This is a genomic window from Streptomyces sp. CC0208 (genome assembly GCF_003443735.1).
Taxonomy (GTDB): Bacteria; Actinomycetota; Actinomycetes; order Streptomycetales; family Streptomycetaceae; genus Streptomyces; species Streptomyces sviceus.
The window spans coordinates 4,949,077-4,973,974 of record NZ_CP031969.1 but is presented as its reverse complement, the minus strand read 5'-3'; the positions used below and the strand labels follow the sequence as shown (position 1 = coordinate 4,973,974).

Annotated in this window: 23 protein-coding genes and 1 pseudogene; 10 read left to right on the top strand and 14 right to left on the bottom strand. The window is 70.6% G+C overall.

What is annotated here, in order from left to right:
• Window positions 1–99: 99 nt before the first annotated feature.
• The gene (locus D1369_RS22885) at window positions 100–843 is read left to right on the top strand and encodes a class I SAM-dependent methyltransferase (protein WP_007382822.1); all 744 of its coding nucleotides are present in this window, start codon (window positions 100–102) and stop codon (window positions 841–843) included.
• 24 nt (window positions 844–867) lie between these two features.
• On the opposite strand, the gene D1369_RS22880 is transcribed toward D1369_RS22885, so the two are convergent.
• Complete coding sequence (locus D1369_RS22880; protein ID WP_007382823.1) at window positions 868–1,797, bottom strand: EamA family transporter; 930 nt, start codon at window positions 1,795–1,797, stop codon at window positions 868–870.
• Window positions 1,798–2,122: 325 nt separating this feature from the next.
• On the opposite strand from D1369_RS22880, the gene D1369_RS22875 reads away from it, so the two are divergent.
• Window positions 2,123–2,734, top strand: a complete 612-nt coding sequence (locus D1369_RS22875; protein WP_007382824.1) for a hypothetical protein — start codon at window positions 2,123–2,125, stop codon at window positions 2,732–2,734.
• 86 nt (window positions 2,735–2,820) lie between these two features.
• On the opposite strand, the gene D1369_RS22870 is transcribed toward D1369_RS22875, so the two are convergent.
• Genes D1369_RS22870 through D1369_RS22860 form a run of 3 tightly spaced genes read right to left on the bottom strand, consistent with a single transcriptional unit; the run spans window position 2,821 to window position 6,995 of the window.
• The gene (locus D1369_RS22870) at window positions 2,821–3,300 is read right to left on the bottom strand and encodes a GNAT family N-acetyltransferase (RefSeq protein ID WP_240436090.1); all 480 of its coding nucleotides are present in this window, start codon (window positions 3,298–3,300) and stop codon (window positions 2,821–2,823) included.
• Between the two features lie 21 nt (window positions 3,301–3,321).
• Entirely contained in the window at window positions 3,322–4,086 is a 765-nt protein-coding gene (locus D1369_RS22865) for a metallophosphoesterase family protein (protein WP_007382826.1), read from the bottom strand.
• A 47-nt stretch (window positions 4,087–4,133) separates the two neighbouring features.
• On the bottom strand, window positions 4,134–6,995 hold the full coding sequence (locus D1369_RS22860) for an FAD-binding and (Fe-S)-binding domain-containing protein (RefSeq protein WP_007382827.1): 2,862 nt from the start codon (window positions 6,993–6,995) through the stop codon (window positions 4,134–4,136).
• Window positions 6,996–7,111: 116 nt separating this feature from the next.
• Between D1369_RS22860 and serC the strand changes: the two genes are divergently transcribed.
• Window positions 7,112–8,230 carry a phosphoserine transaminase gene (gene serC / locus D1369_RS22855; RefSeq protein ID WP_007382828.1) on the top strand — a complete coding sequence of 373 codons (1,119 nt, stop codon included), beginning with the start codon at window positions 7,112–7,114 and terminating at the stop codon, window positions 8,228–8,230.
• Window positions 8,231–8,359: 129 nt separating this feature from the next.
• On the opposite strand, the gene D1369_RS22850 is transcribed toward serC, so the two are convergent.
• The gene (locus D1369_RS22850) at window positions 8,360–9,295 is read right to left on the bottom strand and encodes an NADP-dependent oxidoreductase (protein ID WP_007382829.1); all 936 of its coding nucleotides are present in this window, start codon (window positions 9,293–9,295) and stop codon (window positions 8,360–8,362) included.
• Between the two features lie 66 nt (window positions 9,296–9,361).
• Here D1369_RS22850 and D1369_RS22845 point away from each other — a divergent pair, with 66 nt between their 5' ends.
• Entirely contained in the window at window positions 9,362–9,790 is a 429-nt protein-coding gene (locus D1369_RS22845) for a helix-turn-helix domain-containing protein (RefSeq protein WP_037900528.1), read from the top strand.
• 50 nt (window positions 9,791–9,840) lie between these two features.
• On the opposite strand, the gene D1369_RS22840 is transcribed toward D1369_RS22845, so the two are convergent.
• From D1369_RS22840 to D1369_RS22830, 3 genes are all read right to left on the bottom strand, one after another.
• Window positions 9,841–11,454, bottom strand: a complete 1,614-nt coding sequence (locus D1369_RS22840) for an alpha/beta hydrolase (protein ID WP_037900530.1) — start codon at window positions 11,452–11,454, stop codon at window positions 9,841–9,843.
• A 128-nt stretch (window positions 11,455–11,582) separates the two neighbouring features.
• A complete protein-coding gene (locus D1369_RS22835) occupies window positions 11,583–13,103 on the bottom strand; it encodes a cellulase family glycosylhydrolase (RefSeq protein WP_037900532.1) in 1,521 nt (506 codons plus the stop codon).
• 121 nt (window positions 13,104–13,224) lie between these two features.
• Window positions 13,225–14,217: a WD40 repeat domain-containing protein gene (locus D1369_RS22830; protein ID WP_037900534.1), complete on the bottom strand. Its 993-nt coding sequence runs from the start codon at window positions 14,215–14,217 to the stop codon at window positions 13,225–13,227.
• 145 nt (window positions 14,218–14,362) lie between these two features.
• On the opposite strand from D1369_RS22830, the gene D1369_RS22825 reads away from it, so the two are divergent.
• Entirely contained in the window at window positions 14,363–15,040 is a 678-nt protein-coding gene (locus D1369_RS22825) for a GDSL-type esterase/lipase family protein (protein ID WP_007382834.1), read from the top strand.
• A gap of 156 nt (window positions 15,041–15,196) precedes the next feature.
• Here D1369_RS22825 and D1369_RS22820 read toward each other — a convergent pair whose 3' ends face one another.
• From D1369_RS22820 to D1369_RS22810, 3 genes are read right to left on the bottom strand one after another with little or no spacing between them, the layout of a single operon-like run.
• Complete coding sequence (locus D1369_RS22820; RefSeq protein WP_007382835.1) at window positions 15,197–16,009, bottom strand: ABC transporter permease; 813 nt, start codon at window positions 16,007–16,009, stop codon at window positions 15,197–15,199.
• Window positions 16,006–16,965, bottom strand: coding sequence for a daunorubicin resistance protein DrrA family ABC transporter ATP-binding protein (locus D1369_RS22815; RefSeq protein ID WP_007382836.1), 960 nt, complete (start codon window positions 16,963–16,965; stop codon window positions 16,006–16,008). Before D1369_RS22815 ends, D1369_RS22820 begins: the two co-directional genes overlap by 4 nt.
• Window positions 16,966–17,011: 46 nt before the next feature.
• Complete coding sequence (locus D1369_RS22810) at window positions 17,012–17,680, bottom strand: DUF4097 family beta strand repeat-containing protein (protein ID WP_007382837.1); 669 nt, start codon at window positions 17,678–17,680, stop codon at window positions 17,012–17,014.
• A gap of 222 nt (window positions 17,681–17,902) precedes the next feature.
• On the opposite strand from D1369_RS22810, the gene D1369_RS22805 reads away from it, so the two are divergent.
• The 3 genes and pseudogenes from D1369_RS22805 (at window position 17,903) to D1369_RS22795 (ending at window position 19,820) form a co-directional block, all read left to right on the top strand.
• Complete coding sequence (locus D1369_RS22805) at window positions 17,903–18,637, top strand: helix-turn-helix domain-containing protein (RefSeq protein WP_007382838.1); 735 nt, start codon at window positions 17,903–17,905, stop codon at window positions 18,635–18,637.
• Between the two features lie 140 nt (window positions 18,638–18,777).
• Window positions 18,778–19,161 (top strand): annotated as a pseudogene (locus tag D1369_RS22800) (Uma2 family endonuclease); the annotation flags it as partial.
• A 17-nt stretch (window positions 19,162–19,178) separates the two neighbouring features.
• Entirely contained in the window at window positions 19,179–19,820 is a 642-nt protein-coding gene (locus tag D1369_RS22795) for a hypothetical protein (protein WP_007382840.1), read from the top strand.
• A gap of 7 nt (window positions 19,821–19,827) precedes the next feature.
• Here the strand turns inward: D1369_RS22795 and D1369_RS22790 are convergent, their stop codons facing one another.
• Both D1369_RS22790 and D1369_RS22785 read right to left on the bottom strand, forming a co-directional pair.
• Window positions 19,828–21,426: an amidase gene (locus tag D1369_RS22790; RefSeq protein ID WP_007382841.1), complete on the bottom strand. Its 1,599-nt coding sequence runs from the start codon at window positions 21,424–21,426 to the stop codon at window positions 19,828–19,830.
• A gap of 80 nt (window positions 21,427–21,506) precedes the next feature.
• A complete protein-coding gene (locus D1369_RS22785) occupies window positions 21,507–22,436 on the bottom strand; it encodes a nuclear transport factor 2 family protein (protein ID WP_037900536.1) in 930 nt (309 codons plus the stop codon).
• Between the two features lie 121 nt (window positions 22,437–22,557).
• On the opposite strand from D1369_RS22785, the gene D1369_RS22780 reads away from it, so the two are divergent.
• Window positions 22,558–23,550 carry an aldo/keto reductase gene (locus tag D1369_RS22780; protein ID WP_007382843.1) on the top strand — a complete coding sequence of 331 codons (993 nt, stop codon included), beginning with the start codon at window positions 22,558–22,560 and terminating at the stop codon, window positions 23,548–23,550.
• A gap of 215 nt (window positions 23,551–23,765) precedes the next feature.
• Here D1369_RS22780 and thpR read toward each other — a convergent pair whose 3' ends face one another.
• Window positions 23,766–24,338, bottom strand: a complete 573-nt coding sequence (gene thpR / locus D1369_RS22775; RefSeq protein ID WP_007382844.1) for an RNA 2',3'-cyclic phosphodiesterase — start codon at window positions 24,336–24,338, stop codon at window positions 23,766–23,768.
• A gap of 26 nt (window positions 24,339–24,364) precedes the next feature.
• On the opposite strand from thpR, the gene D1369_RS22770 reads away from it, so the two are divergent.
• Window positions 24,365–24,895 (top strand): GNAT family N-acetyltransferase, encoded by a 531-nt coding sequence (locus D1369_RS22770; RefSeq protein WP_007382845.1) that lies wholly within the window; start codon window positions 24,365–24,367, stop codon window positions 24,893–24,895.
• The last annotated feature ends 3 nt before the right edge of the window (window positions 24,896–24,898 follow it).

Sequence of the window (24,898 nt, the reverse complement as noted above, 5' to 3'; positions counted from 1 at the left end):
GGATGTCAGCGACCCCAGAAACAAGCAAGCGTGCTTGCATTAATTTGCGGGACGGGTATTCACGCGCGTCCCCCGCCTCATCCGCAGTACGGTCCCCCGGTGATCGATGACGACGGGTACTTCGGAGAGTCCGTCGCGGCGACGTACGACGAGTCGTCGGCGACGATGTTCACACCCGAGGCGGTCGAACCGGCCGTGGCCGTGCTGGCGGAGCTCGCCGGCGAGGGGCGGGCCCTGGAGCTGGGCGTCGGAACCGGGCGGATCGCGTTGCCGCTGGCGCGGCGCGGGGTCGAGGTGCACGGCATCGAGCTGTCCCGGGCGATGGCGAACCGGCTGCGGGCCAAGCCCGGGGGTGAGGCGGTCGGGGTGACGATCGGGGACTTCGCGACGGCCCGCGCGCCCGGCACCTTCTCGGTCGGTTACCTGGTCTTCAACACGATCATGAACCTGACGACCCAGGACGCCCAGGTGGACTGCTTCCGCAATGCCGCGGCCCATCTGGAGCCGGGCGGGACGTTCGTCGTCGAGGTCATGGTCCCCCAGCTGCGCAAACTGCCTCCCGGGCAGAACACGGTGCCGTTCCACGTCGGCAGGGACCGCCTCGGGTTCGACACCTACGAGGTCGCGACCCAGGCGATGTCCTCCCACCACGTCAGGGTCACGGAGGACGGCCAGGGCTCCTTCCGGTCCATCCCCTTCCGGTATGTGTGGCCCGCGGAGCTGGATCTCATGGCCCGGCTGGCCGGGATGCGACTGCGGGAACGGTGGGCGGACTGGAGCCGGGCGCCCTTCACGAGCGAGAGCGAGTCACACGTCTCGGTATGGGAGAAGCTCGCGGACTGACGCCGTGCACGGCCCGGTCGAGGCTTACGGAGTGATCGCCTTGCCCCGTCCCACCTGCGTCCGCACCGCCCCCATGCTCGCCGTGATCACGAGGGCGACGGCGAGGGCCTGGAGCGGGGACAGGGACTGGTCGAGGATCAGGAAGCCCGCGAGGGCGGCCAGGGCCGGCTCCAGGCTCATGAGGATCGCGAAGGCGGAGGCGGGCAGGGTGCGCAGGGCCAGGAGTTCGAGGGTGTAGGGCAGGACGGAGGACATCAGGGCCACCCCGGCACCCAGGCCCACGGTCACCGGGTCGAGGAGCCGGGTGCCCGACTCCGCGATGCCGAGCGGCAGGAACGCCAGCGCGCCGATCGCCATCGCGAGGGCGAGGCCGTCGGCCTGCGGGAAGCGGCGGCCGGTGCGCGCGCTGAAGACGATGTACGACGCCCACATGGCGCCCGCGCCCAGCGCGAACAGGACACCCGCCGGGTCCAGGTCGCCGAAGTCCCTGCCGCCGAGGAGGAAGACCCCGGCGAGCGCGAGTCCGGCCCAGACGGTGTTGACCGCGCGGCGGGAGGCGAGCACCGAGAGGGCGAGGGGACCCAGGAACTCCAGGGTCACGGCGGCGCCGAGCGAGATGCGGTCGAGGGCCTGGTAGAAGAGTCCGTTCATCGCCGCCAGGGTGAGGCCGAAGACGACGACCGTGCCCCAGTCGGTACGGGAGTGCCCGCGCAGCCTCGGGCGGCAGATGACGAGGAGGACGAGCGCGGCCACCAGCAGTCGCAGGGCCACCACCCCTAGGGCGCCGGCCCTGGGCATCAGGGTCACGGCGAGCGCCGCACCGAACTGCACGGAGACGCCTCCGGCGAGCACCAGGCCGACAGGACCGAGGGAGCCGTGGCGGCGGGGCCCGTGCGTGGGCGGGGTGACCGTTGAGGTCGGCGACGACGTCGGGGCGCTGCTGGAGGTGGTCACGGGGCTTCCAGGGGTCGACTCGGGCTTCGTGCACCATGCTGCACTACTCAGTACACGGTAATAGACTCAGTCATGCGCGTAAACCCGTTATACGCCTGTCCCTGCTTCTGTCCCAGCACGGTGGGAGCCCGTTCTCTCCCTACTGTCGCTGCTGGCGAAGAGGAGGAGCGCGACCTTCCTGGCGCGGAAACCCGAGCACCATTTGGCGCCCTAGGCAGCCTTGGTCCACGCAGCTCAACACCCTGCGGACCGCTGTCCCTGCTGGATGCCATGATCGCCTTCGTCAGTGTGGGCACGCTGACTTCACGACTCTGGGGTGGCTCGTATGGACACGTGGCAGGAGCTTTCGACGCTGGTGGAGAAGCGACTGAGGGCGAGGTCGTCCGGGGAACGCGGCGTTTTCGCTGCCGGTGTCGCGGAACGGCTCATGAGCCGACACGAGGCGCTCCCCGAAGACGAGCAGGCGCCGTTCACCTTGACCCTTCGCCCCCTGCTGAACTCTGTGTGGGAGGGCGTTCTCGGTGACACGACGGCCTTCTCGGCAGTGAAGCGCGGTGTCGCCGAGTACATGCTCAGTGATTACTGCCACAACGACGGCCAGGATGGGCCCGATGACGCGGACGAATCCGCCGCAGCGGCGGCACTGTATGCCGCGCACGCCTACCTGTTCGGCTGCCACGACTTCGCCTGCTGGACCAGCCGCCGGGCGGTGGAGGCGGTTGATCAATACCTTGAGTACCTGGCCGAGCAGGACGGAGACGAGCTCGTCCCTGATCCGGACGAAGCGTTGGCCTCTGAGCTGCAGCGGCAGTTGAGGGATCTCGACCTCATCGCGAAGTACTCGGCAGATCTTCGCCACTCCAGCATGGGACTGCCCATCGACACCTCGATCAGACTCCGCGCGGAGCTTCGAGCCCCTCTCTCCAGCCGGACGTGAGTGCCCGGGAAGCCGTTGCAGGACCAGGGCACGTCCGGGCTGCTGATGTCGCTACGACGGCTGAACTGAGCAGTTCGCCCCGTTGATCAGGTCGTGTGCGACGGCGCCCTACCCGGCCACCTCACCATGAACACGTCCACCGCGTCCTCGCTCTCCGCCCTGAACCCGTGCCGCTCGTACAGCCGCCGCGCCGCGCTGCCCTGGAGGACGTTCAGGCGGACGAGGTCGCCGTCCGCGTCGGTCCGGGCGAGCAGGCCGCTCAGGACGGCCGAGCCGAGGCCGTGGCCCTGGAGGTCCGGGGCGATGAAGAAGTGCTCCAGCCAGTGGCCGTCCTCGCCCGGCCGCAGGGCGAGGCAGCCCGCGAAACGCCCCTCGGCCAGGATGATCGACATGTGCCGCTCGACGAAGGCGTCCCGGAACCGCTGCCGGACCCGGTGCTCGTCGAACCGGCCCAGCCGCTCCAGGTCGGGACGCATCACGACGGCCCGCAGTTCGGCTATCGGCTCGACGTCGTCGGGGTGCGCGGGACGCAGGGTCCATTCCATGAGACGCGTGTTCGTTTCCACGGCGGGAGTATCGCAACGGGTCTACGAACCCGCCCTTCCGTCCCGCACCCCGAACGTCTCCAACGCCTCGGTGTCCGTCGCCCGCGCGTTGAGGTAGTAGTCCGCCCACTCCGCGATCCCCGGCCAGTCGCACTCCGCCGCAAGGCGTTCGACGGCCCCCGGGATGTCGTACGGCGTCACCCGCAGGTCGGTGCCGGGGCCGAGCAGGCACCAGTGGGCGCCGGGGCGGCCGTACGGCATGCCGACGCTGCCGGGGTTGACGACCAGGCGGCCGTGGGCGAGTCGGACGTACGGCATGTGGGTGTGGCCGCAGACGACCGTGCGGACGGTGTCGGGGACGCCCCCGAGGACCTCCGTCCAGCGGGCTGGGCGCGAGTCGACCAGGACGACCTCCTCGTCGTCACGGGGAGTGGCGTGGCAGAAGAGGACCTCGCCCAGGCCGCGGACGGTGAGGGTGCGGGTGGCGGGGAGCGCGGCGAGGAACTCCACGTCCTCGTCGGTGAGCCGGCCGGCGGCGTAGGGGGCGATCGGGTCGGGGATCTGTGACCGTTCTCCCCTGCGGTACTCGACCAGTTCCCGGTCGGCGTTGCCCGAGACCCACAGCACTCGTTCCCCCTGCGCCCTCAACAGGGCGAGGACTTCGGCCGGTTGGGGCCCCGCGGTGATGTCCCCGGTCAGCACTATCCGGTCGGCGGCGGCCACTTCGGGCTCGGCGAGGACGGCTTCCAGGGCGGGCAGGACACCGTGGATGTCGGAGAGGACGGCGACGCGTTCGAAGAGGGGCATGGGGGCGAGTCTGCCCCGAGCGGGAGGGGACCCCCAGGGCCGCCTGGTCAGGGCTGTTGTGCGAGTGCCTCCGCCAGCACCTCCGCCAGATGTCTCCCCCGCACACCCGCCAGCTGCTCCAGCTGCGTACGGCAGGAGAACCCGTCGGCCAGCACCACCGCGTCCTCGGGAGCCTGCCGTACCGACGGCAGCAGCTGTTCCTCCGCGCAGGCCCGGGACACCTCGAAGTGCCCTTTCTCGAAGCCGAAGTTGCCCGCGAGTCCGCAGCAGCCGCCGCTGAGGTCGCCGGTGAGTCCCGCGGCCTCGCGCAGCCGGCGGTCGGCCGTGTCGCCCAGGACCGCGTGCTGGTGGCAGTGGGTCTGGCCGACGACCGGGCGGTTCAGGGCCGGTGGCCGCCAGTCGGGGGCGAGGCGTTCCAGTGCCTCCGCGAAGGTCAGGACCCGGGAGGCGAGACGGGCGGCCCGCGGGTCGTCGTGCAGCAGTTCCGGCAGGTCGGTGCGGAGGGCGGCGGCGCAGCTCGGTTCCAGGACGACGACCGGGGCCGGGGTCTCCAGCACCGGGGTCATCAGGTCGAGGGTGCGGCGCAACACCGTACGGGCGCGGTCGAGTTGGCCTGTCGACACGTACGTCAGGCCGCAGCAGACCCGGCCCCGGCCGCGCAGCAGGGACACCGGGTCGAGGGCGACCGTCCTGCCGTCGCCCACCGGCGGCTTCTCCAGGTGCACGGTGGGCGGCAGCGCCACCCGCAGCCCCGCCGCCTCCAGCACCCGTACGGCCGCCTGCCCAACAGAGGGCGAGAGGTGCTCGGTGAAGGTGTCCGGCCACAGGACGACCAGGTCCCCGGTGCCGCGAGTGTTCCGCCGGTCCCACCACCGGCTGAACGTCACCGAGGCCACCCGCGGAATCCGCCGCTCGGGCGTGATCCCGCCGAGCCGCTTGGCGACGGCGGCCAACGGCCGTACGGCGGCGAGGGCGTTGACCACAGGAGCCATCCGCAGCCGGTCCACCCGGCGCAGCCACTCCGGCAGCCGGCCCATGCTGTGGTGGGACGCCGGGCGCCGTCGCCCCGCGTAGTGGTGATGCAGGAACTCCGCCTTGTACGTGGCCATGTCGACCCCGACCGGGCAGTCGGACCGGCAGCCCTTGCAGGACAGGCACAGGTCCAGCGCGTCGCGGACCTCCGTCGAGCCCCAGCCGTCGGTGACCAGCTCACCGGCCAGCATCTCGTGCAGCAGCCTGGCCCGCCCGCGCGTGGAGTGCGCCTCCTCGCCGGTGGCCCGGAAGGACGGGCACATGACGGCGGGCCCGGACGACGGAGTCGTACGGCATTTCGCGACCCCGACACAGCGTCGTACGGCGGCGGAGAAGTCACCGCCGTCGGCCGGGTAGCCGAAGGCGACGTCGACCGGCTTCCGGGGCAGGACGGAGAAGCGGAGGTTGGTGTCGAGGGGGGCCGGGCGGACCAGCATCCCCGGGTTGAGCAGGTCGTCCGGGTCCCATACCGCCTTCGCCCGCTCGAAGAGGGCGACCATTTCGTCGCCGTACATCTTCGGGAGCAGTTCGGCCCGCGCCTGCCCGTCCCCGTGCTCCCCGGACAGCGAACCACCGTGCGCCACGACCAGTTCGGCCAGCTCCTCGGAGAAGCGGCGGAACCTCCCGATCCCCGCCCGCGTCAGCAGGTCGAAGTCGATGCGGACGTGGATGCAGCCGTCACCGAAGTGGCCGTAGGGCGTCCCGCGCAGCCCGTGCGCGCCCAGCAGGCCGCGGAAGTCCCGCAGGTACGCGCCCAGCCGCCGCGGCGGCACCGCGCAGTCCTCCCAGCCGGGCCAGGCCTCGGAGCCGTCCAGCATCCGGGTCGCCGTGCCGCTGGCGTCCTCGCGGATGCGCCACAGGGCCCGCTGCCCGGCCGGGTCGGTCACCACGTGCGCGTCGAGGACGTCGGCCGCGCGCACGATCTCCTCCGCACGCGCGCGTGCCTCGCTCCCGGAGGAACCGCCCGTCTCCACGAACAGCCAGGCGCCGCCCCGCGGCAGCGCGGCCGCCGAAGGCACCAGGTCGGCCGCCATGCCCTCCACCGTCAGGGGGCGGTGCACCAGCAGCCCTGCCGCCGCTTCGGCAGCCGCGCCTTCGTCCGCGTACCCGAGGACCGCGAGCGCACGCGCGCGTGGCGCCTCCACCAGCCGGACAACGGCCTCGGTGAGCACGCCGAGGGTGCCCTCGCTGCCGCAGAAGGACCGGGCGACGTCGGCCCGGTGCTCCGGCAGGAGGGCGTCCAGGGCGTAGCCGGAGATCCGCCGGGGCAGGTCGGGGAAGCCGGTCCGAAGGCGTGCGAGTTCCCCGTCGACCAGCTCCCGCAGCCCGGCCGGCGCCCCGGCCCAGCCCTCTCCCAGCCGCAGCCGCTGCCCACGCGCGGTGACGACGGCCAGCTCCGCCACACTGTCCGCGGTGGTCCCCCACGCCACGGAGTGCGAGCCGCAGGAGTTGTTGCCGATCATCCCGCCGAGCGTGCACCGGCTGTGGGTGGAGGGGTCGGGCCCGAACCGCAGCCCGTGCGGCGCGGCGGCGTCCTGGAGCCGGTCGAGCACGAGGCCGGGCTGGACGACGGCGGTGCGGGCCTCGGGGTCCAGGGAGACCAGCCGGTTCATGTGCCGGGTGAAGTCCAGTACGACACCGGTCCCAGTGGCCTGCCCGGCGATGGAGGTGCCGCCGCCCCGCGCCACGACGGGTACCCCGTGCGAGCGACAGACCTCTAGCACGGCGGCCACGTCGTCGGCGTCCCGGGGTGCCACGACCCCGAGGGGAACGCGCCGGTAGTTGGACGCGTCCATGGTGACCAGGGCCCGGGAGGTGACGTCGAAACCGACCTCGCCCCGGACGGCCTTCCGCAGATCGGCCTCAAGATCTGTCATGACTCCAGCAAACCAGTCCGGGCAACCAGTCCGTCGACCAGTCAGGTCAACACCACCGCGTCTCACCCGACGGACTACGTTTCGACCAGGTTTCCCCCAGCGGCTACGCTCCCCCCGTGGCTGAGATCCAGATTCCCGCTGACATCAAGCCCGCCGACGGTCGATTCGGCGCGGGCCCCTCCAAGGTGCGGACGGAAGCGCTGGACGCGCTGGCCGCAACCGGTACCTCCCTCCTCGGCACCTCCCACCGCCAAGCCCCGGTCAAGAACCTGGTCGGCAAGGTGCGCGAGGGCATCAGTGAGCTGTTCTCCCTCCCCGAGGGCTACGAGGTCGTCCTCGGCAACGGCGGCTCCACCGCGTTCTGGGACGTCGCGACGCACGGTCTGATCGAGAACAAGTCGCAGCACCTGACCTTCGGCGAGTTCTCGTCGAAGTTCGCGAAGGCGTCCAAGCTGGCCCCCTGGCTGGCCGAGCCCACGGTGATCTCCAGCGAGCCGGGCACCCACCCGGACCCGCAGGCCGAGGCCGGTGTGGACGTGTACGCGTTCACGCACAACGAGACGTCCACCGGTGTGGCCGCCCCCATCAAGCGGGTGACCGGTGCCGACGAGGGCGCCCTGGTCCTCGTGGACGCCACGAGTGGCGCCGGCGGTCTCCCGGTCGACATCGCCGAGACGGACGTCTACTACTTCGCCCCGCAGAAGTCCTTCGCCTCCGACGGCGGCCTGTGGATCGGCGTGTTCTCCCCGGCCGCGATCGAGCGCGCCGAGCGGATCCACGCGTCCGGCCGGCACGTCCCGGAGTTCTTCTCGCTGCCGACGGCGATCGACAACTCCCGCAAGAACCAGACGTACAACACCCCGGCCCTCGCCACCCTCTTCCTGCTGAACCAGCAGCTGGAGTGGATCAACGGCCAGGGTGGTCTCGCGTGGTCGACGGCCCGCACGAAGGACTCCTCGACGCGCCTCTACACCTGGGCGGAGGAGTCCAAGCACGCGACCCCGTTCGTCACGGACGCGGCCAAGCGCTCCCAGGTCATCGGCACGATCGACTTCTCGGACGAGATCGACGCCGCCGCGATCGCCAAGGTCCTGCGCGCCAACGGCATCGTGGACACCGAGCCCTACCGCAAGCTCGGCCGCAACCAGCTGCGCGTGGCGATGTTCCCGGCGATCGACCCGGCGGACGTCGAGGCCCTGACGAAGTGCGTCGACTACGTGATCGAGAAGCTGTAGCCGTCTTCTGGGAGACGACGCCGAAGGGCGCCCGGCGAACACCGGGCGCCCTTCTCGCATGTTCGGGCTACTGCTTGCCGAACAGGGTATGCGTGAACACGCCGCCAGTGATCGACAGGCGGTGGACCGTCACGGCACCAGCACCAGCTTTCCGGTGGTGCGCTTCTCCTCGATCGCCCGGTGGGCCGCGGCGGCCTCGGACAGCGGGTAGGTGCGCTCCACGGCGACCCGTAGGCGGCCCGTCTCGATGCGTTCGGTGATCGGCTCCAGGCTCCGGCCGTCGGGTTCGGCCGTGACCCAGACGTAGCGCAGGTCCCGTTCGGCGGCCTCCTGTTCGTCGGTGCCCGGGTCGATGGAGGCGCCGATGAGCAGACCGCCGGACTTGAGTACGTCCAAGGAGCGCCCTCCGTACGCACCGCCCACCAGGTCCAGGACCACGTCCACCGGGGAGACGGCCGTACGGAAGTCGCCCGCCGTGTAGTCGATCAGCTCGTCGGCACCGAGTCCTCGCAGCCAGTCATGCTTGGCCGTACGCGCGGTCCCGATGACGTACGCGCCGAACTCCTTGGCGAGTTGGACCGCGACATGGCCGACACCGCCCGCCGCCGCGTGGACCAGCACCCGGTCACCGGGCTGGACCCGGGCCAGCACCGCCAGCGCCTGCCAGGCGGTGATCGCGACCAGGGGGACGGCCGCCGCGTGCGCGGCGTCGAGGTTCTTCGGCTTCGGCGCCAGCGCGGTGGCCGGCGCGGCGGTGTACTCCGCGTACGCGCCCCGCGGGGAGACCGGCAGCATGCCGTACACGTCGTCGCCCGGTACGAACCGGGTCACCCCCACCCCGACCCGCTCGACGGTCCCGGCCACGTCGTTGCCCGGTGTCCAGGGCAGGGTGACCAGGCCGGGAACCCGCCCGGACCTGAGTACCGCGTCCCCCGGATTGACCCCGGCGCCCCCGACCCGGACCAGTACCTCCCCGGGGCCGGGCTCGGGTATGTCGGTCTCGGCGTGGACGAGTTCCTCGGGGCCGCCGAAGGCGGACTGGACGATGGCCTGCATGCGCGTCATGCGTCTCATCCTCGGTCCGTCAATCGGGCGGCGGAAGAAGGCACTTCTCTGATATCGAGGTTCCTCATGGATACCGGCTTCGACCTCAGGAAACACGGCGGCGTGGACGTCTTCCTACGCGACTGCCCCACCCGCGCGGTGCTGGAGCTGATCGCGAGCAAGTGGACCATGCTGGTGCTGGTGGCGCTGGAGGACGGCCGTCCCATGCGATTCGCCGAACTCCGGCGCCGGCTGGACGGGGTGACCCCGAAGGTGCTGACCTCGACCCTGCGCGCCATCGAACGCGAGGGTCTGCTGACCCGCAGCGTGTACCCGACCGTGCCACCACGGGTGGAGTACCGGCTGACCGAGCTGGGCCGGGAGGTCGGCGGGCTCCTTCAGGCCATCACCGACTGGTCGCAGGCGAACATCGCCGCCATCCGGAGCGCACGCGAGGAGTACGACGAGCGTGCCGCGCGTCTGGCCGAGGACGCGGTGGAGCCCGTACGGCCGTGAGGGCGCACGGCGGTGAACACCGGGCGCCCTCTTGGTCGTTCAGGTCCTGCTCAGTTGCGGAAGCCGATCAGCCCGTGCAGGGTGTCGCCGCCCTGCACAGTGGCCGCCGGGGTGGACGCACCGGTGAGGGCCGCCGCCGTGGCCGGCTGGGCCGCCTGCGGCTTCGGGTCGGGGAGCTTCTGGCAGACCGCGTCGGCGGTGCCGTGGCCGCGCGGGACCGTGCCATCGGTCAGGTACTTGGCCAGGTACTTGTCGAGGCAGGCGTTGCCGCTCAGCGAGATGCCGTGGTTGCCGCCGCCCTGCTCGACGACCAGGCTGGAGTGCTTGAGCAGCCGGTGCACGGTGACACCGCCCTGGTACGGGGTGGCCGCGTCGTTGGTCGCCTGGAACAGCAGCACCGGCGGGAGCTTGCTGTTGGCGACGTTCACCGGCTTGAGCTGCTTGGTCGGCCAGAACGCGCACGGCGCGTTGTACCAGGCGTTGTTCCATGCCATGAACGGAGCCTTCTCGTACACGGCCCAGTTGTCCTTGCGCCACTGGTTCCAGTCGCGCGGCCAGGCGGCGTCACGGCACTGCACGGCGGTGTAGACGCTGTAGCCGTTGTCGCCGGAGGCGTCGATGGCCGCCATGCCCTCGTACGCCTTGACGAGCGGGGCGGTGTCCTTGTGGTTCACGTAGGCGGCGAACGCCTGGGCGAGGGAGGGCCAGTAGCCGTTGTAGTAGCCGCCCGGGATGAAGGTGTCCTCCAGCTCGGAGGCGCCCACCTTGCCGCCGGCCGGGTTCTTGGCGAGGGCCGCCCGCATCGCGTACCACTTGGCCCCGACCTTGGCCGGGTCGGTACCGAGCTTGTACGTCGAGTCGTACTTGGCGATCCACGCCATGAACGCCTTCTGCCGGGCGTCGAAGGCGTAGTCCTGCGAGATGTTGGCGTCGTACCAGACCCCGTCGGGGTCGACGATCGAGTCCAGCACCAGGCGGCGCACCTGGCCCGGGAAGAGCTTGGCGTAGACCTGGCCCAGGTAGGTGCCGTACGAGTAGCCGAAGTAGTTGATCTTCTTGGCGCCGAGGGACTTGCGGATCGAGTCCATGTCCTTCACGGCGTTGATCGTGTTGATGTACGGCAGCACGTCCGCGTACTTGCGGCCGCAGGCGGCGGCGAAGGACTTGGCGCGCTCCAGGTTGGCCTTCTCGATCGCGGGGGTGCTCGGCACGGAGTCCGGGCGCACCGGGTTGAAGTAACCCGGCTTGCAGTCGAGGGCGGGCTTGCTCTCGCCCACGCCGCGCGGGTCGAAGCCGATGACGTCGTACTGCGCCGCGACCGCCTTGGGCAGCGAGCCCGCGACGAAGCCGGCGAGGGTGAGACCGCTGCCGCCGGGGCCGCCGGGGTTGACCAGCAGCGGGCCCTGGTACTTCTTCGCGGTGTGCGGGACCCGGGACAGGGCCAGGGTTATCTGGCGCCCCTTCGGCTTGGCGTAGTCGAGCGGCACCTTCACCGACCCGCACTGCAGCGTCGGGTAGTCGTCGGTGCCGCACTTCTTCCAGCTGACCTTCGCCGCCTGGGCGGTGGCCGTGGTGAGGGAGGGGGTGGCCTCTGCAGGAACGGCCGTGACGGTGCCCGCGAGGACGACGGCCGCACCGCACAACACGACTGTGCTTCTTCTCATGAAGCCGCATCCTGTCGAATAAACATCCGCATGAGAAACCTCTGAGCGTAAGATTTGAATCACCTGTGATCCGGAGGCACTTGGACCACACCAGGTGCCTCCGTCACACGACGTGCGGGGCCGCCGCCTCACGCAGCCGTGCAGCTCACACTCGGCACACCCCCGCCCCCGGGTGCGCCGCCGAAGCCGAAGCTCGCCGAACCTCCCACCGGGACGGCCCCGTTGTGCGAGGCGTTCGACGCGGTCACCGTCGGACCGGTCTGGGTGTACGACGCGTTCCACATGGAGGTCACCTTCTGGGAGCCCGGCCAGGTCCAGGTCACCTTCCAGGACGAGAGAGCCGTCGAGCCCGAATTGGTCACCTTCACCTCGGCGTTGAAGCCGCTCCCCCAGTCGCTGCTGACGGAGTAGGTGGCGGTGCAGGCCGCCGTGTTCCCGCCCGGGTCGCCCGGGTCACCGGGGCCGCTCCCGCCGCCCGGGAATCCCGGCGCCTTGATGCTCGCCAGATACCCGTCCTTCACGGTGTCCACGGTCTGCCAGTCGTCCTTCAGGATTCCGCCCGTGTCACCGGAGTTGGGGTTCCATGACCAGAAGGTCCAGTGGAAGGAGTCGGCGCCGTACGTCGAGGTCGGGCGCAGATACGAGACCAGCGCGGCCAGCCACTTCTGGTCCACGGTCGACTGGAGCGTGGTGCCGAACTCTCCCACCCACACCGGCGCGATGTTCTGCTTGAAGATGTAGCCCCAGTACTTGTCCCAGATCCCCGGCATGTTGGCGGGGAACGACGGGTCGCTGAACCAGCTCTGCTGGGCCACGCTCGTCGCGTAGTCGTGTGCCGAGTAGACGACCCGGTTCGCGACACTCAGCTGCACCGGATACTGGGCGACACCCATCAGGTTGCCGCCCCACCAGCCGGAGACGCCGTTGAAGGTCTGCACGCCCTCGACGAAGATCAGCAGGTCGGGATTGACCCCCAGCACCGCGTTGCCGGCCCGCTGAGCCGCCAGACGCCAGTCCACAGAGGTGTCCCCGCAGCCCCAACAGGCCGGGTCGTGGGGCTCGTTGTGCAGATCGATTCCGACGACCGTGTCCTGGCCCTTGTAACGCGTCGCCAGCGCCTTGAGGTTGGCGATCCACGTCGACTCCGGGACCGCGGCCGTGTACCAGAGCGCCGACTGACCGCCGGAGTCCGGGCGGTGCCGGTCGAGGATGACCTTGAGGCCGTCCTTACCGGCGTACGAGACGATCCTGTCCAGGACGCCGAGGGAGTTCAGGCCCTGCAGGTCCGCGTTCTTGCCGCTGGAGAAGTCGATGCTGTTGGGGACGGATCCCGACTTGAAGATGTCGTCGCTGTACGGGATGCGGATCGTGTTGTAGCCCAGCGACTTCATCTGGTCGATCATGGACTTGTAGTCGCGGGACCAGAGGCCGTGGACGACGTTGTTGGAGGTCTCGAAGCCGAACCAGTTGATCCCGGCGATCCGGACCGGTTGCCCGGAGGCGTCCAGGATCTGGCGGCCGCTGGTGTGCCAGTAGCCGGCGCCGGCCGCCTCGGCGGCGGCGTGGGCCGGCTGAAGACCGGCGGCCCCCAGCGGTATCAGGAGCGCTGCCGCCACCGCACACAGTGCTCTTCGCAAGCTGCGGAACATGTTCGCTGCTTCCTCTCGGGGGGCGAGGGCCCGGAACCCGGTGGGAGCGCTCCCACCACCCTGCACCTCCCATGGAAGTCAGGTCACATGAACACGTCAAGATATTCGACGTCACTTGTGCTCAGTTACGGCGGAACAGCCGCCGGAGCCCGAAGAGGGCGGCCACCGCCACCAGCGCCAGGGCGCCGATCTTGACCGTACCGCTGGACGTCCCGCCGCCGTCGCCACCGGAGGCCGAGGAACTTCCGCTCCCTGAGGGCGCCTTGGACCCGCCGTCACCGGGCGCGTCCTGCGCCTCCACCTCGCTGTCGGCGCCCTCCATGCCGAGCAGGAGCTTGGTCCCGTCCGGGGAGTAGGAGACGGACTCCCCCTGCCCGAGGGGCACGCTGAGCCGCCCCTTCTTCTTGATGTCGCCGCCGTTCCAGTCGTACCAGAGACCGCCGAAGTACCCGCGTACGGCGAGCTGTCGGCCGTCCGGTGAGAAGGCGGCGTCGGTGGCCCACAGGTCGACGGCCTTGACGGGCTTGAAGACGTTCGTCCCGGAGGGGGAGAGGGTGGCGGGGCCCGCGTAGAGATGCCCGCCGTCCTCCTGCTTGTCGATGATGTAGACGCGCCCGGTCCTGGGATGGACGACCATCGACTCGGCGTCGCGCGAGCCGTCGGTGTACTTCACGACGTACTGGGTGGCCTTGACGGACTGGTCCTTCAGGACCTTCGGCTCGGGCAGCTTGTAGATCCAGACGTAGGGCCAGGTGACGCCGTCGTTGTCGCCGATGTCTCCGACCCAGATCTGGTTGTCGGGCCCGATGGAGATGGCCTCGACGTCCCGCGGGGTGCCCACGCCGGTCATGGTGATCCTGGCGACGGTCTTGCCGGTGGCGCTGTCGACGGCGTACAGATACGCGCCGGTGTCCTGGTCGTTGTGGGTCCAGTAGATGCCCGGGTGCTGCCGCGAGGCGGCGAGCCCGCTGGACTCGGTGATCCGGGGGTCGCTGATGGTGAAACCCTGGTCCCCCTTCCCGTCCCCGTCGGCGGCGGAGGCGGGTACGGCGGCGGGCAGGGTGAAGGCCCCCACGAGCAGGATCCCGGCGAGCAGGGCGAAGGGTCGACGCATGCCCCCAAGCCTGCCATCCGGCTCCGTGGGGCGGGCCGAGCGGGCGGGCGATCGGGCGGACACGGTCGCGACGCGTGGCCATCTTCACAGCGCCGGGTTGCCCGAGATCTATTACCCGCCGGTAAGAATCACCGATGATGAGCGCATGCTGCGATTCATGCCGGTCGGCGACTCGATGACGATCGGAAGCGCGGGCGAGCACACCTGGCGGTACCGGATGTGGCAGCACCTGCGCGACACCTACGGCGACCCCTTCGCCCTCGTGGGCCCGCGCGAGACGCTGTACGACAAGGCGGCGGACGCCCCGACGTCGTACGCGTACGCCGATCCCGACTTCCCCAGGGCCCACCTGGCCGGCTGGGGCGAGGGCTGGCTGCACATGGCCCCGCTGATCGGTGAGGCGGTGCGCGGAAGCCGGGCGGACGTGCTCCTGGTGTCGCTTGGCCTGATCGACCTGGGTTTCTACACGAACGCGGAACAAACCGCGGAGAACGTCCGCGCCTTCGTCGCCGAGGCCCGCCGGGCGAACCCCCGCATCCGGATGGCCGTCCTCCCGGTGATCCCCAACGTCCGGGCGGAGTCGGACGCGCCCTTCGCGACGGAGATCACCCGCTTCAACGAGCTTCTGGCCAAGGCGATCGCGGACCTGGACGAGCCCCGCTCCCCCCTGCTGCCCGCCTCACCCCCGTCGTCGTACGACATCAACCACGACACCTACGACGGCACCCATCCGAACGCGAGCGGCGAACACAAGATCGCGGCGGCCTTCGCGGCGGCGATGCACCAGGCATGGGACCTCGGCGGGCTTTACGAGGCCGGCTGAAAGGGGCGGGCGAGAGGGGCCGGCCTTCCGACCGGTTCGGCCGGGGCGGTGGACCCATTGTGTGGTCAGCTCGTAGCGCGCACCTCAACCTGCTGGCGGGGCGCGGGAGTTGGTCCGCGCCCCGCCTCACCCCTCCCCGCCCCGCCACCAAGGCGGTCACTTCGGGTCGGCGTTGAACTTCGCGGTCGACCAGCGGTAACCCAGCGCCGCGAGGCCGACGCACCAGGCGACCGCGAGCCAGCCGTTGTTGCCGATCTCGGTGCCGAGGAGCAGTCCGCGCAGGGTCTCGATGGCCGGGGTGAAGGGCTGGTACTCGGCGATCGGCTGGAACCAGCCCGGCATCGCGTCGACCGGCACGAAGGTGCTGGAGATGAGCGGCAGGAAGATCAGCGGCATGGCGTTGTTGCTCGCGGCCTCGGCGTTGGGGCTGATCAGGCCCATGCCGACGGCGATCCAGGTGAGCGCCGTGGCGAAGAGCACGAGCAGTCCGAAGGCCGCGAGCCACTCCAGGGCCGTGGCGTCGGTGGAGCGGAAGCCGATGGCCACGCCGACCGCGCCGACCAGGACCACGCTGACGACCGACTGCAGCACGCTGCCGACGACGTGCCCGACGAGCACCGAGCCGCGGTGGATCGCCATGGTCCGGAAGCGGGCGATGATGCCCTCGGTCATGTCGTTGGAGACGGAGACCGCGGTGCCGATCGTGGTGGAGCCGATGGTCATCAGCAGCAGGCCCGGGACGAGATACGCGATGTAGTCGGAACGGTCGCCGCCGCCGATCCCCGCGCTCATGGTGTCGCCGAAGACGTAGACGAAGAGCAGCAACAGCATGATCGGCGTGAGCAGCAGGTTCAGGGTGAGCGAGGGGTAGCGCCGGGCGTGCAGGAGGTTGCGGCGCAGCATCGTGGAGGAGTCGCGTACGGCGAGGGAGAAGCCGGACGGACGGACGGCGGCCTGAGGAGTGCTCATCGGACGGTCTCCTTGGTCTGGTCGGTGACGTCGGCGCTGCCGCCGGTCAGGGCGAAGAACACGTCGTCGAGGTCGGGGGTGTGCACGGTCAGTTCGTCGGCCTCGATGCCGGCCGCGTCGAGCTGGTCCAGGAGGGCGCGCAGCTCGGACTGGCTGCCGCCGTTGGGGAGTCGCAGGGTGAGCGACTCGTCGTCCCGGGTGCCCTCGCGCAGGGCGCGGGCGGCGCCGCGGTAGGCGTCCGGGTCGGTGAAGCGGAGCCGGACGTGTCCGCCGGGGACCAGGCGCTTGAGCTGTTCGGCGCTGCCCTCGGCGGCGATCGTGCCGTTGTGCAGGACGGCTATGCGGTCGGCGAGTTCGTCGGCCTCCTCCAGGTACTGCGTGGTGAGGAAGACGGTGACGCCGTCGGAGACCAGTTCCCTGATGATCTGCCACATGGTGTGCCGGGAGCGGGGGTCGAGGCCGGTGGTCGGTTCGTCGAGGAAGATGATCCGGGGGTCGCCGACCAGCGTCATGGCGATGTCGAGTCGGCGCTTCATGCCGCCGGAGTAGGTGGAGGCGGGCTTCTTCGCGGCCTCGGTGAGGTCGAAGCGCTCCAGCAGTTCGGCGCTGACCCGCCGTCCCTCGCTCCTGGAGAGGTGGTGCAGGTCGGCCATGAGGAGCATGTTCTCCTCACCGGTGATCAGGCCGTCCACGGCGGAGAACTGGCCGGTGACGCCGATCGAGGCCCGTACGGCCTGGGCCTCGGCGGTGAGGTCGTGGCCGCCGACCCGTGCCTGTCCGCCGTCGGCGGTGATGAGCGTGGAGAGGATCTTGACGGCCGTGGTCTTGCCGGCGCCGTTCGGCCCGAGGAGGGCGAAGATCGTGCCGGCGGGCACCTGGATGTCGATGCCGTCGAGGACGGTCTTGTCCCCGTAGGACTTGCGCAGTCCGTTCGCCGCGATGGCCAGGTCGGTCATGGTGGGTGCTCCTTGTGAAGGGCTGTGGGTCACAGGCCGCGACGGGTCAGAGACCGCGGGCGGTGATGTCGCCGTGGGCGGTGGTGGCGCGGATGGTCAGGGCGGCGTCGGAACCCTCGGTGTTCTTCAGGGAGTTGTGGACGCGGCCGTGGGTGGTGCCGGCGTCCAGGGCGGCGGAGGCGGCGGCGGCGAGGGTGATGTCGCCCTTCTGTGTGGTGAGCACGACGGTGCCGGTGACGGCTTCGGCGAGGGTGATGTCGCCGCGCTGGGTGCTGATCTGGCCGGGGCCGGTGAGGCGTCCGACGGTGATGTCGCCGTCGGTGACGGTCAGGCGCAGGCTCGCGGCCTCGTCGATCTTGACGGGGCCGTGGGCGCCTTCGAAGACGATGTCCCCGAGGCGTCCGACGGCCCGGAACTCGGCTGCGGCCGCTGTGGCCTGGACGTGTGAGCCGGTGGGGAGCTGGACGGTGATCTCGACGGCCCCGGAGGGCCCGAAGTACTGGTTCTTCGCGGCCGGGGCGGCGATCCGCAGGACGCCGTCGGTGCCGTGGGTGACGTCGATCTGCTCGGCGGCCTTGGTGTCGCGGTTCCTTGCGGGGTCGGCGGGCCGGATGTCGACGGTGGTGTCGGCGCGGTCGGCGGCGATGACCTGGACCCGGCCGGCGGGGAGGTCGATGACGGTGGTGACGGGGGCGGGGGTGTCGAACTTCTGCATCAGGTGCTCCTGCGTTCGTCGCTGTTTCCGATGAACGAAAAGCTACGTTGCATTTATAGATCTGGCAACAAAATCGTTGCGCCGTATCCTTATTTACGCAGGTAGTTGAGGTAATTTCATTGCAACGACCCAGAAAGCAACGCAACGCCCGTCAGCCATTCGTTGCAATAGGATGGGAGTGAACGCTATGCTGCGGGCACCAGGAACACGAAGGAGACCGCGATGCCGGGAGGCAGACTCACCCAGCAGGACCGCCAGCAGATCGCGGTGGGCCTGGCCGACGACCTCGCCTACGCGGAGATCGCCCGGCGTCTGGACCGACCGACCTCGACGATCACGCGCGAGGTCATGCGCAACGGCGGTCCCGCCGGCTACCGCGCCGACCTCGCCCACCGTGCCACCGAACGTCGCGCTCATCGTCGCAAGCAGGCCGCACCCCGGGGGCCGGAGGCGCAACCGCAGGCCCACGGGCGCGACGCGGAGGCCGTGCGCGCATATGAGGACACGCTCACCACCGTCTTCATACAGTCGGGCACGCCCACGATGGCGGCCCGGGTGATGGCCGGCCTCACCGTCAGCGACGCGGGCAGCCTCACCGCATCCGAACTCGTCCAGCGCCTCCAGGTCAGCCCGGCGTCCGTCTCCAAAGCGGTCGCGTTCCTCGAGAGCCAGGGAATGGTCCGCCGGGAACGCGACGCGGGCCGCCGCGAGCGCTACACCGTCGACGACGACATCATGTACGAATCGATGATGGCCAGCGCCCGTGGCACCGCCCAGGTCGCCGAGACCGCACGGGACGGCGTCGGAGTCCTCGGCCCCGGCACGCCGGCCGCCGTCCGCCTCGAAAACATCGCCCGCTTCCTCGACTTCGTCTCCGAAAGCATCACCCGCGCCGCGGACCAGGCCCGCGAGATCCTGCACACGAAACCGGAGACGCCGCCGGACAGCGCTACCTGAGCGGCCGACGCCCGAGGACGTCGACGCCGCCGACGAGCTCGACGGGCCGAGCGCCCGGAACGCCGGACACTCACATCAACTCCCCCACCCGGTAACCGCGTTCGCCTTCGGTCAGCGACCGCCGTACACGACCGGCGACGGTCTACATGTCACCGCAGCGGGACACCCACTGGGAGGTCATCGCGGCCATCTTTGAGCAGTTGCGGACCAAGTACCCGCGCACGGAAGGCGCCGCCAAGGCAGAGGGCGGCCACTGGTCCTACGAGGACGTCGAGTTCGTCGCGGAGGTGATCTCCAAGGGAACCGCGGCCAACGACTACGGCCCGAAGAAGGCCGCCTACGCCACGGCGGAAGTCCCCGTCTACGTCATCGCGGATCCGTATCAAGGGCGGTGTCACATCTACACCGACCCCAAGGGAAGCGACTACGAGGTCGAGACCCGGGTGCCCTTCGGCAAGCACGTGGACCTCACCCACACCGTCGTCGGCCTCACCCTGAAAACCCAGGAGTTCCCCCGCGACTGACTGACAGAATCCGCCCCATGGCGATCATCCACCACACCACCCTCAAGCCCACCAAGCTGGAACTGCTCACCACCTGGCTGCCCACCCGCCCGTGGTACGCCGGCACCGGCACCCCCGAGTTGACCAAGGCCGGCGGCTTCCGGCTGGACGACCCGGAGGGCGAGGTCGGGATCGAGTTCATGGTGGCCGTGGACTCCTCCGGTCCCGGACCCGTCGCGTATCTGGCCCCGCTCACCTACCGCGCCGCCCCGCTGCCCGGCGCCGACCACGCCCTAGTCGGCACCATGGAACACGGCGTCCTGGGCCCCCGCTGGGCCTACGACGGCATCCACGACCCGGTCCTGCGCACCGAGCTGCTCGCCCTGTTCGAGGGCCGCACCCAGGCCCAGGCCCAGAGCCTCACCGACACCCCCGACCACGAGGTGACCCACTCCTACACGGGCCCCGGTCTCCCCACCGGCCCCGGCGAGGTCACCGAGGACCAGGACGGCACCGGGCTCACCCTCCCGGACGGCACGGTCCTGCGCCTGCACCGGCGCCCGCGGCCCACCGCTCCCGAGACCGCGGCCGGCCAGGTCTGCGGCGCCTGGGACGCACCGGACGGCATCCGCGCGCGAGCCGTGTTCGCGACCCTGCACACTGCCCGCTCCGCCGGCTGACCGCAGGTCAGAACCCCACATCAGCCTCCCGATACATCGGCACCCGCCGAACCCGGCTCGCCCGCTCGTACGCGTACGCGAGCCGCAGCAGCACCGGCTCGCTCCATGCCGTTCCCATGAACGTCACCCCTACCGGCAGGCCGAACGCGAACCCCGCGGGCACGCTCACCGCGGGGTACCCGGCGAGCGCGGCGGGCGTGGACGCGCCGCCGCCGTACGTGTCCCCCCGGATCAGGTCGATCTTGGCCGGGGGGCCTGTCGTCGGCATCACGAGGGCGTCGAGACGGTGCCGGCGCAGCACCGCGTCGATGCCTTCCGCCCGTGACAGCCGGCGGTTCACGGCCAGCGCCTCCTCGTACTCCCGCTTCGAGAAGTCCAGCCGCTCCACCGCCTCCAGGCCGTCCTGCCGTGCATAGCGCAGCTCACGGTCGGCGTGCGCGCGGTTGAAGGCGATCAACTCCGCCAGGTCGCGCGGGTGTTCACCCCCGGCCGCGGCCAGGTAGGTGTTCAGGGCGCGCTTGAACTCGTAGGCCTGGACGACCGTCGAGCCGGGCAGGTCCTCCAGCTGCTCGGCCGTGGGGATGTCCGCCGGGTCGACGATCACCGCCCCGGCCGCACGCATCACCCCGATCGCCCGCTCGGCGATCTCGTCGGCGTGGTCGCTGTACCCGAAGTACACGGCCCGCGGGACCCCGATACGCGCCCCGCGCAGCCCGTCCGCGTCCAGGAAGCGGGTGTAGTCGCGGTGGAAGTGTCCGCGGCTCGCCGTCGTCGCGGGGTCCCTCCCGTCGACCCCGACCAGCGTGCCGAGCATGATCGCCGCGTCCCGGACCGTGCGGGCCATCGGACCGACGCTGTCCTGACTGGGCACCCCGGGGATCACCCCGCCCCGGCCGACCAGTCCGACGGTCGGTTTGACGCCGACGACACAGTTCGCCGACGACGGGTCGATGATCGAGCCGTTGGTCTCGGTGCCGATGCCGGCGACGCACAGGTTGGCGGCGACGGCGACTCCCGTACCCGAGCTGGACTCGTTCGGCGAGCGGTCCAGCTTGTACGGGTTCCTGGTCTGGCCCCCTCGCGCGCTCCACCCCGCATGATGCGTGACCGACAGGCCGCCCGCCCACTCGCTGAGGTTGGTCTTGCCGAGGATGACGGCACCGGCTGCCCGGAGCCGGGCGGCGACCGTGGCGTCCCGGGCGGGCCGAAGCCCCTCCAGCGCGAGCGAGCCGGCCGTGGTGTGCATGCGGTCCCCGGTCTCCACCAGGTCCTTCAACAGCACCGGGATGCCGTGCAGGGGCCCCCGCCGCCCCTGCCCCCGGTCCAGCCGCCGAGCCTCCCGCACCGCGTCCGGGTTGACCTCGATCACCGCGTGCAGCAGCGGATCGATGCGCTCGATCCGCTCCAGGTAGTACCGCGTCAGCTCCTGCGCGTCGAGCCGACCGCGGTCCATCAGCCGACGCAGCTCGGTGATCCCCAGCTCGTCGAACTCCCCGGCCGGAAAACCCACGGCCCGCGCCGGGGCCGCCGCCCCCGCCCACGACGAGGCGGCGACCCCCGCACCGAGCGCCAGCACACCCCGCCGCGTACTCCGAATCTGTTCCATGCGAAAGACGCTAGGGTCCGAACCGGCCCAAATCCCTACGGCTGCCCCCCGATTACGCCGGGGGGCAGCCGTAGGAACCGTCAGAACATCGTGTTGCCGTTGGCCGACGTGGCCGGCACGTCCTGGATCACGTCCCAGTGCTCCACGATCTTGCCGCCCTGCACCCGGAACAGGTCCACGACCGCCTGCCCCCGCTCCCCCGGCGCCGGGATGTAGTGACTGTGGACGGCCACGAGGTCGCCCTCGGCGATGACCCGCTTCGGCTCCACCCTCAGCCGCGGCGCCGCCCTGAAGTACGCCCCGAGCCCGGCCTTCGCCCCGGACACCCCGTTCGCGATGGTCGGGTTGTGCTGCTCGTACCCGGGCCCCCAGTACCGGTCGAGCGCGGACAGGTCCTTCTTCACGATCAGCTGGTCGAAGGCGGCGACCACCAGCTTCTTGTTGCACGCGGTGAGGAGACCGGGGCCGGGCCGCGAGGTCCGCGGCCACGTCACGGTGGAGAACATGTCGTTGCCGTTGGCGGTGGCGTCCGGCACGTTCTGCCCGACGTCCCAGTGCTCGGCGATCCTCCCGCCCTGGAAGCGGAAGATGTCGAAGACGGCGGTCCCCAGGGTGCCCGGCGTCATCACCACGTTGGAGTGCACCAGCACGAGATCGCCCTCGGAGATCACCCGCTGGACGCGGTACTCGGCGTCCGGGAACTGCTGGTGGACGGCCGTGCCGAGGTTCTTCAGCGTCTCGGCGCCGTCGGGCGCCAAGGGGTTGTGCTGGATGTAGTCGGGCCGTACGAAACGGTCCACAACCTCGGTGTCGCCCCGCTCGAACACCCCCTTGAGCACCCGGACGGTGACGGCCTTCTGGTAGGCGAGGCGGGCGGAGTCACCGTAGGCGGCCTGCGCGGAAGGAGTGGCGTGCGGAGCCGCCACGGCCGGTACGGCGGCGGCACCGAGAAGCGCGGCGGAGGCGACGAGGGCGGCGAGGGTCCTGCGGACGGGCGTGGTGGGGGGCACGGGATCTCCTGAGGCTTATATTGAAACTTCAAGCTCACACGTTCCACAGGAAAGCACTAACTTGTAGTTAGCGTCAAGGTCGCTTGCCTAGAGCGCACTCCACGCCGTTGGCTGGGTAGTCATGAAGTACACGCAGCTCGGACGCACCGGACTCAAGGTCAGCCGCCTGGTCCTCGGCACGATGAACTTCGGACCGCAGACGAACGAGCCGGACAGCCACGCGATCATGGACGCGGCGCTGGACGCCGGCATCAACTTCTTCGACACCGCCAACGTCTACGGCTGGGGCGAGAACAAGGGCCGTACCGAAGAGATCATCGGCAACTGGTTCGCGAAGAGCGGCGCGAACCGCGACAAGGTCGTCCTCGCCACCAAGGTCTACGGCAACATGGGCACGGACGGCGAGGCCTGGCCGAACCACGACAAGCTGTCGGCGCTGAACATCCGCCGTGCCGTGGACGCCTCGCTCAAGCGGCTCCAGACCGACTACATCGACGTCTACCAGTTCCACCACGTCGACCGCGCCACTCCCTTCGAGGAGATCTGGCAGGCCATCGACACCCTCGTCCAGCAGGGCAAGATCCTCTACGTCGGGTCCTCCAACTTCCCCGGCTACAAGATCGCCCAGGCCAACGAGATCGCCGCCCGGCGGGGCGGCACCATCGGGCTGGTCAGCGAGCAGTGCCTGTACAACCTCTACGAGCGCCGCGCCGAGATGGAGGTCATCCCGGCCGCGCAGGAATACGGCCTCGGTGTCATCCCCTGGTCGCCGCTGCACGGCGGTCTGCTCGGCGGGGTCGTCAAGAAGGAGGCCGAGGGCGGCCGCCGTGCCTCAGGCCGCGCCGCCGACACCCTCGCCGACCCGGCCGCCCGCGCCCGCCTCCAGTCGTACGAGGACCTGCTGGAGAAGCACGGTCTGGAGCCCGGCGAGGTGGCCCTTGCCTGGCTCCTCACCCGCCCCGGCGTGACGGGCCCGATCGTCGGCCCTCGCACGGCGGAGCAGCTCGCCTCGGCGATCAGGGCGGTGGAGCTGGAGCTGAGCGAGGAGGTCCTGACCGGCCTGGACGAGATCTTCCCGGGCCCGGGCCCGTCCCCGGAGGCCTTCGCCTGGTGACTTCGTAGGGGCAGGCGCTCCTTCGGGGGCGCGGGGCGGAGTCGATCTGGGGCTCCGCCCCGCGGGCGCGACCAGCCACCACGGGCCCGCAAGTCCGACAGCCGGCCGCAGTTCCCCTACCTGCCGAGCACCGCGGCCAACGCCACGACGACGAACATCATCACCAGCACACCGGCCATGATCCGGTTCCGTGTCTTCGGGTCCACGCATCGAGCCTAACCGGCCCCGCCCAGCGCCCAACGCCCGACCACCTCATACCGGGGCTGCTCCCCCGGCACGCCCGACCTCGGCAGGTTGCTCCGGACCAGCGCCAGCTCGTCCACCGTCCACGTACGACTGGTGAACCCGTCCAGAACCGAGAGATACGGCCGTACCTCCACCGCCCCGCGACTCCGCGCCACCGTCAGATGCGCCTTGTACCGCCGGTGCTCCCCCATCTCCACCCCGGCCTTCCGCCCCGCCGCCTCCGCCCGCTCGGCGAGCAACCGCAAGGCCGGCAGCTCACCGGAGGCCCCCGCCCACAACGCCCGCCCGTGCCCGAACTCCCCACCCCCGCGCACGGCGAGTGGGAAGCAGGGCGTCCGCCGAGCCGCCCGCTCCAGCCGCTCCGACAGTTCCGGTACGACGTCGTCGTCGACCTCGCCGTAGAACGCGAGCGTGAAGTGCCACCCCGGGACGCCGGTCCAGCGCAGCCCCTCCGCGCCGGGCAGCCTCCTCAACTCGGCGACCACTGCGGCGAGTTCCTCGGTGACATCCTGCGGAGGCAGCACCGCGGCGAAGAGTCTCATGAGGGTCAGCCTGTCACCATGAGGGTATGGAGATCAGCATCAGGGACGGCGGGCCCGACGACATACCCGTGATCCTCGGCATGCTCGACAGCTGCGTGGAGTGGCTGGTCGCGCAGGGGCGTACGGGCCAGTGGGGGACCGAGCCGCTGTCCCGGAGCCCCAGGACGGTGGAGTCCGTCGCCCGGTACATCGACGAGGGCAGCGTGTTCATCGCCGAGGCCGACGGCGTACCGGCCGCGACCCTCACGATCACCGACGCGCCCGGCGCCTATCTGGCCCATCTCCCGCCGCCGGGCGAGCCCGAGCGGTACATCCACTGGCTAGCCTCCGACCGCCGCTTCAAGGGCCACGGCGTCGGCAGCGCCCTGCTCGCGCACGCCGCCGAGGCGACCCGGCGCGCGGGCGTCGCCCTGCTGCGGGTGGACTGCTACGCCGGCGACGACCGCAAGCTGGTCGCCTACTACGAGGCCAACGGCTTCACCCCGACGGACACGTACACCGCCGGGGTGAACAACGACTGGCCGGGCCAGGTGCTGGCCATGCGCGTACGGCCGTAGGGC

Excerpts from the sequence above, each read along its gene's own strand:
- D1369_RS22840 (WP_037900530.1), bottom strand. The coding sequence starts at position 11,454 with ATGAGAAGAAGCACAGTCGTGTTGTGCGGTGCGGCCGTCGTCCTCGCG.
- D1369_RS22795 (WP_007382840.1), top strand. The coding sequence starts at position 19,179 with ATGGCGATCATCCACCACACCACCCTCAAGCCCACCAAGCTGGAACTG.
- D1369_RS22850 (WP_007382829.1), bottom strand. The coding sequence starts at position 9,295 with ATGACGCGCATGCAGGCCATCGTCCAGTCCGCCTTCGGCGGCCCCGAG.
- D1369_RS22820 (WP_007382835.1), bottom strand. The coding sequence starts at position 16,009 with ATGAGCACTCCTCAGGCCGCCGTCCGTCCGTCCGGCTTCTCCCTCGCC.
- D1369_RS22860 (WP_007382827.1), bottom strand. The coding sequence starts at position 6,995 with ATGACAGATCTTGAGGCCGATCTGCGGAAGGCCGTCCGGGGCGAGGTC.
- D1369_RS22805 (WP_007382838.1), top strand. The coding sequence starts at position 17,903 with ATGCCGGGAGGCAGACTCACCCAGCAGGACCGCCAGCAGATCGCGGTG.
- D1369_RS22790 (WP_007382841.1), bottom strand. The coding sequence starts at position 21,426 with ATGGAACAGATTCGGAGTACGCGGCGGGGTGTGCTGGCGCTCGGTGCG.
- D1369_RS22845 (WP_037900528.1), top strand. The coding sequence starts at position 9,362 with ATGGATACCGGCTTCGACCTCAGGAAACACGGCGGCGTGGACGTCTTC.
- D1369_RS22815 (WP_007382836.1), bottom strand. The coding sequence starts at position 16,965 with ATGACCGACCTGGCCATCGCGGCGAACGGACTGCGCAAGTCCTACGGG.
- D1369_RS22825 (WP_007382834.1), top strand. The coding sequence starts at position 14,363 with ATGCTGCGATTCATGCCGGTCGGCGACTCGATGACGATCGGAAGCGCG.
- D1369_RS22770 (WP_007382845.1), top strand. The coding sequence starts at position 24,365 with ATGGAGATCAGCATCAGGGACGGCGGGCCCGACGACATACCCGTGATC.
- D1369_RS22865 (WP_007382826.1), bottom strand. The coding sequence starts at position 4,086 with ATGCCCCTCTTCGAACGCGTCGCCGTCCTCTCCGACATCCACGGTGTC.
- D1369_RS22810 (WP_007382837.1), bottom strand. The coding sequence starts at position 17,680 with ATGCAGAAGTTCGACACCCCCGCCCCCGTCACCACCGTCATCGACCTC.
- D1369_RS22830 (WP_037900534.1), bottom strand. The coding sequence starts at position 14,217 with ATGCGTCGACCCTTCGCCCTGCTCGCCGGGATCCTGCTCGTGGGGGCC.
- thpR (WP_007382844.1), bottom strand. The coding sequence starts at position 24,338 with ATGAGACTCTTCGCCGCGGTGCTGCCTCCGCAGGATGTCACCGAGGAA.
- D1369_RS22875 (WP_007382824.1), top strand. The coding sequence starts at position 2,123 with ATGGACACGTGGCAGGAGCTTTCGACGCTGGTGGAGAAGCGACTGAGG.
- D1369_RS22835 (WP_037900532.1), bottom strand. The coding sequence starts at position 13,103 with ATGTTCCGCAGCTTGCGAAGAGCACTGTGTGCGGTGGCGGCAGCGCTC.
- D1369_RS22780 (WP_007382843.1), top strand. The coding sequence starts at position 22,558 with ATGAAGTACACGCAGCTCGGACGCACCGGACTCAAGGTCAGCCGCCTG.